General features: G+C 59.7%; 6 protein-coding genes and 1 pseudogene. 4 read left to right on the top strand and 3 right to left on the bottom strand.

The window, feature by feature from the left end; all coding sequences use genetic code 11:
* A pseudogene (locus tag A2J01_RS35135) lies at nucleotides 1-143 on the top strand (6,7-dimethyl-8-ribityllumazine synthase); the annotation flags it as partial.
* Nucleotides 144-199: 56 nt separating this feature from the next.
* Here A2J01_RS35135 and A2J01_RS14905 read toward each other — a convergent pair.
* Nucleotides 200-406 carry a hypothetical protein gene (locus tag A2J01_RS14905; protein ID WP_231915794.1) on the bottom strand — a complete coding sequence of 69 codons (207 nt, stop codon included), beginning with the start codon at nucleotides 404-406 and terminating at the stop codon, nucleotides 200-202.
* Between the two features lie 160 nt (nucleotides 407-566).
* Nucleotides 567-1,061 carry a DUF3558 domain-containing protein gene (locus tag A2J01_RS14900; RefSeq protein WP_042447914.1) on the bottom strand — a complete coding sequence of 165 codons (495 nt, stop codon included), beginning with the start codon at nucleotides 1,059-1,061 and terminating at the stop codon, nucleotides 567-569.
* Between the two features lie 213 nt (nucleotides 1,062-1,274).
* Here A2J01_RS14900 and A2J01_RS14895 point away from each other — a divergent pair, with 213 nt between their 5' ends.
* From A2J01_RS14895 to A2J01_RS35130, 3 genes are all read left to right on the top strand, one after another.
* Nucleotides 1,275-2,951 (top strand): FAD-dependent oxidoreductase, encoded by a 1,677-nt coding sequence (locus A2J01_RS14895; RefSeq protein WP_019749255.1) that lies wholly within the window; start codon nucleotides 1,275-1,277, stop codon nucleotides 2,949-2,951.
* 9 nt (nucleotides 2,952-2,960) lie between these two features.
* Complete coding sequence (locus A2J01_RS14890) at nucleotides 2,961-4,397, top strand: ATP-binding protein (RefSeq protein ID WP_064112998.1); 1,437 nt, start codon at nucleotides 2,961-2,963, stop codon at nucleotides 4,395-4,397.
* A gap of 70 nt (nucleotides 4,398-4,467) precedes the next feature.
* Nucleotides 4,468-4,821 (top strand): UBP-type zinc finger domain-containing protein, encoded by a 354-nt coding sequence (locus tag A2J01_RS35130; protein ID WP_082900872.1) that lies wholly within the window; start codon nucleotides 4,468-4,470, stop codon nucleotides 4,819-4,821.
* Nucleotide 4,822: 1 nt separating this feature from the next.
* Here A2J01_RS35130 and A2J01_RS14880 read toward each other — a convergent pair.
* The coding region (locus A2J01_RS14880) for a hypothetical protein (protein WP_064112996.1) at nucleotides 4,823-5,086 on the bottom strand (264 nt) is incomplete at its 5' end.

Genomic DNA, 5,086 nt, shown 5'->3' with positions numbered 1-5,086 from the left:
CGGTGGTCTTGACGCCGCATCACTTCCACGAGCACGCCGAGCACGTCGACTACTTCAGCACGCATTTCGTGAAGAAGGGCGCCGAGGCTGCTCGCGCGGTCGACGCCACCGTCAAGTCGTTGAAGGCCCTGCCCACCAGCTAGTCGTTACCCAAGTCTCGCTGAGTCGAATGCCATCGACTCAGCGAGATTTTTTGTGTCTATCGAGGGGTCTCGACGCTTGCCAGTGCGGAGACATTCGAGTCGTCGACTTCGCCGTAGCGGTCGACGCATTGCTGGAAGAAGTCCCGCATCTCGGTGACCACCTGGATGTGGCTGTTCAATGACTTCTCCAACGAATCTTCACCATCCTTAGCTTTCTTGGAGAACTTCTCGGCCAGGTTGATTCCAGATTGGAGCGTTCCCATTCCAGAAACATTCGCAATCACGAACAGATTTCTGCGCATCTGATCGAGTTCGCCAAGAAACCCTTCGCATGCCGCAACCACATCACGTGCGATGTCTGGCTCAACTTCCAGTCGCGAGTCGTCAGACCCATTGCTTCGATCAGACCCACTCACCGAGACCTCATTTCGGTAGCGTCGGTTCAAGATTGACCGACAGACGCTGCACAACAACACAACTGGACTCTTGCCGAGCCTCAGACAGCTTTCGTTCTACGTTGAACCAGATTGAGCCGTGTTCGACCGAGAAAGCAAGGTAGCAACCATTGTTGTCCTCGTCGTCGACGCGCTGATACTCGATACCACGCCGCCCACCGACAGTGAGTTCCTCGAACCCTCGGAAATCAGGATTCCGTCGAACATCGTCGACGGTGTACGACGATGAATACACGGTCAAGAAATACCAGGACCCGCTCCACCCACAGATCTTCCATCCTGGCTGCTCCACGCCCGCCGCACCAGCTTCCTCGGTAGCCGGATCAAGCCCCACTTCTTCCAACACCGAGTCCGGAATGTCCTTGCACGGATCGAACAATCCCTCTTGGCCGGATGCAGGCTCAGCCGCCCCCTCCACGACTGAGCTGCATCCTGCCGCAGCCCACACCAACACCCCAGCCATGAGCAGTCGCCCAACCCCCACCGACCCCCGCATGACACCCCCTGTTGATGTGGACCCACTGTATTGGATGCACCGGAGGCTCGATCGGTTCCCGCAATCACGAAATTCCCAGTTCAGGTTCGCCGGTTCACTCAGAGCGCATCTTCAGCGATTGACGCTCAGCTCAGCAGTCGCATACTGGAGAGGTTGACTACGACTTCGGGAAGGCACCGAGTGAGCGCACCGAAAGCCCCGGCCAAACCAGCGATCCTCAGCGTCGACGACGATCCTGGTGTTTCGCGTGCCGTCGTTCGAGACCTTCGCAAACGGTACGGAGAGAAGTACCGAATCATTCGTGCGGAGTCCGGCGACCAGGCTCTCGAAACCTTGCGTGAAATGAAACTTCGCGGCGATGCAGTCGCTGTGATCGTCGCCGATTACCGCATGCCCGGTTTGAGTGGAATCGAGTTCCTCGAACAGGCAATGGACCTGTATCCCGTAGCTCGTCGCGTTCTCCTCACCGCGTACGCCGACACCGATGCTGCGATCGACGCCATCAACGTCGTCGACCTCGACCACTACCTCCTCAAGCCTTGGGATCCGCCGGAAGAGAAGCTGTACCCCGTCATCGATGCGCTGCTCGATGCCTGGGCAAGTTCGAGTCATCACCCCGCCGAGGAAACCAAGGTGATCGGCCATCGTTGGTCCGAGCGATCATCCGACGTCCGAGAGTTCTTGGCACGCAACCAACTTGCCTATCGCTGGTACATGTCAGACGAGCCGGAAGGCCAACGACTGCTCTCGGCTGCCGGTACCGACGAACTGCGGCTTCCCGTCGTCATCGCATCCAATGGGGATGTCCTTGTCGAGCCCACTGACGCCGAACTCGCCGACAAACTCGGGTTGAGTACCACCCTCTCCGAAGACTTTTACGATCTCGTTGTCATCGGCGGCGGCCCTGCGGGTCTGGGCGCTGCTCTGTACGGCGCTTCGGAGGGACTTCGGACGGTCCTCATCGAACGGCGGGCGACTGGCGGTCAGGCCGGCCAGAGTTCACGAATCGAGAACTACCTCGGCTTCCCCGACGGAGTGTCCGGCGCACAGTTGGCCGATCGGGCGAGGCGCCAGGCAACCAAGTTCGGCGCCGAGGTCATCACCGCGCGAGACGTCACCGGTTTGGAAATCAACGGCTCGGCCCGCACAGTGCGTTTCGACGACGGTTCGTCGGTCGACGCCCATTCGGTCATCTTGGCGACCGGTGTTTCCTATCGCCAGCTTTCGGCGCCGGGACTCGATACATACACCGGCCGAGGGGTCTACTACGGATCGGCCGTCACCGAAGCCGCTCGGTGCAGCGAGCAGGATGTGTACATAGTCGGCGGCGCCAATTCGGCAGGGCAAGCTGCGGTCTATCTCTCCCGCGGAGCTAGGTCCGTCACCATTCTCATTCGCGGCAACTCGCTCGAAGCCTCGATGTCCTACTACCTGATTCAGCAGATCGAAAAGAATCCGAAGATCACCGTGCGCACGTGCACGGAGGTAGTCGGCGCTGAGGGTGACGATCACCTCGAACGAATCACACTGCGTAACAGAGCCACCGGAGAAGAAGACACTGTCGATGCTCAGTGGTTGTTCATCTTCATCGGTGCCGCTCCCCTGACCGACTGGCTCGGAGACGTGGTGGTCCGCGACGGAAATGGCTTCGTTCTTGCCGGCCCGGACCTTCCGTCCGAAGGCGTCACACCGGACGGGTGGCCGCTCGACCGCGCACCACATCATCTCGAAACCAGTGTCCCCGGAGTGTTTGTCGCCGGGGACGTACACGCCGAATCGGCCAAACGCGTCGCGTCGGCCGTCGGAGAGGGCGCGATGGCCGTGATGTTCGTCCACCGCTATCTCGCTCAACAATAGGGAGATTCGATGTCCATTCCTGAATGCAGCCCAGACTTGCTCCGCACCCTGTTCCTGTTCGAGAAGCTCACCGACGATCAGCTCGAATCACTCTGCCAGGCAGGCCATATCACCGAAATCGATCGAGGTCAGGTCTACCTCGAAGGTGAGCCTGCCACCTGCTTCTACGTCCTCATCGAGGGCGAGGTGGTGCTGTCCAAGCTGTCGGGCGGCGAAGACATCGAGATCAACAGGACCACCCAGCGCGGCGTCTACTCGGGAGGATGGACGGCGTATCTCGGCGATCGGGTACCGCAGGTGTACGCCGGTTCGATGCGGGTGACGACGCCCTCGACGTTTTTCGTCCTGGACGCCGACAAATTCGGCAATGCGATGCGCGAGTGGTTTCCGATGGCGGTTCATCTACTCGAAGGTGTTTTCTTCGGCAAGAAGAACACCCAGCAGATCATCGACCAACGAGAACGGCTATTGGCGCTTGGATCACTGTCGGCGGGATTGACTCACGAGCTCAACAACCCTGCAGCTGCGGCGGTTCGAGCGACGGCGTCGTTGCGTGAGCGTGTCGCAGGCATGCGCCACAAACTGGGAATGGTTGCATCGGGCACCTACGACCGCGATGCCCTCGTCACTCTCATGCGACTTCAAGAGGAAGTTGCAGAGGTTGTCGCCAAGGCGCCGACGCTCACTCCCCTCGAAGCCTCCGATCGGGAGGATTCGTTGGGTGAATGGTTCGAGGATCATTCGATTCGAGAAGGTTGGGACCTGGCTCCGACCTTCGTGCAGGCTGGACTCGACACCGCTTGGCTCGAGAACGTTGCTGCAGCCGTTGACGAGTCCGTACTCGAAGGCGCAATTCGCTGGCTGAATTACACCATCGAATCCGAACTCCTGATGAACGAGATCGCCGACTCCACAACGAGGATCTCGACGCTCGTCGGTGCGGCCAAACAGTATTCACAGATGGATCGCGCTCCCTTCCAGACCATCGATGTCCACGAATTGCTCGACAGCACGTTGATCATGTTGGGGCAAAAGATCGTAAGCGGAATCGAAGTCGTCAAGGAGTACGACCTTGCGTTGCCTCCGATCGACGCCTACGCCGCCGAACTCAATCAGGTGTGGACCAACCTGATCGACAATGCGGTGTCTGCCATGGACGGATCGGGAACACTCACCGTTCGGACAAGCCGCGATGGCGACCGCGTGTGCATCGAGATCTGCGACACCGGCGCCGGGATTCCCGATGACGTCATCGACAGGATCTTCGAACCCTTCTTCACGACTAAGCCTGTTGGTGAGGGAACCGGTCTCGGCCTTGATATTTCGTGGCGAATTGTGGTCGGCAAGCATCGTGGTGAGCTTCGGGTCACGTCTGAGCCCGGTAACACCCGGTTCAGAGTTTTGCTGCCCATCGCGGGCCCACCGCGGGATACGCGCGACGACTAGTCGCCCTTGCACGGCCGGTAGGCAAAGCGCACGATGAAATGACCGACTTCAGTCAGCGAGAGGGTGGACCATGACCGACGGACTTTCAGCGGGGATCGATCCGAGCGTGCCGCCCAGTGGCGCGGGATGCGTTGAATGCGATGCGAGCGGCGGTTGGTGGGTGCACCTGCGTCGATGCGCGCAATGCGGTCACGTGGGGTGTTGCGACTCCTCACCGTCACAGCACGCGAGCAAGCATGCGGCCTCGACGAAGCATCCGTTCATGCAGAGCTACGAACCCGGTGAGGATTGGTTCTGGAGCTTCGAAACCAACGAGGCATACGATGGACCAGAATTGGCCGCGCCCACTTCACATCCCGTAGATCAGCCGACGCCGGGGCCTAAGGGTCGTGTCCCAGCCGATTGGCAGCAACACATCCACTGACTCAGTTCGGTTGGTCGATCGACCTCAAAGTCGAGACGTTCGACGACTCCTGCTCGAATGCGTTGTCGATGCAGGCTTGAAACTGAGCCTGCATTGCCACCACGACCGCGATATGACTCGCCAACACATCGACGAGCGCATCCGGGCCGCCAACCGCCTTTTCCTCGAACTTAACCTGCAGTGCCCGGGCGGATCCGAGAGTGCCGAAGCCTCCCACTTGCCCGAGATAGTTCGCATCGTCCGACAGTGACCTGAACAGCGAAAT

This window comes from Rhodococcus sp. EPR-134 (assembly GCF_001647205.1).
Taxonomy (GTDB): domain Bacteria; phylum Actinomycetota; class Actinomycetes; order Mycobacteriales; family Mycobacteriaceae; genus Rhodococcus_F; species Rhodococcus_F qingshengii.
Note: the sequence above shows the minus strand (reverse complement) of the source record. Positions and strands in the feature narration are given on the sequence as shown.

Bases quoted from the DNA above. Each gene is read 5' to 3' on its own strand.
- A2J01_RS14905 (WP_231915794.1), bottom strand. From the start codon at position 406: ATGGGAACGCTCCAATCTGGAATCAACCTGGCCGAGAAGTTCTCCAAG.
- A2J01_RS14900 (WP_042447914.1), bottom strand. From the start codon at position 1,061: ATGGCTGGGGTGTTGGTGTGGGCTGCGGCAGGATGCAGCTCAGTCGTG.
- A2J01_RS14890 (WP_064112998.1), top strand. From the start codon at position 2,961: ATGTCCATTCCTGAATGCAGCCCAGACTTGCTCCGCACCCTGTTCCTG.
- A2J01_RS35130 (WP_082900872.1), top strand. From the start codon at position 4,468: ATGACCGACGGACTTTCAGCGGGGATCGATCCGAGCGTGCCGCCCAGT.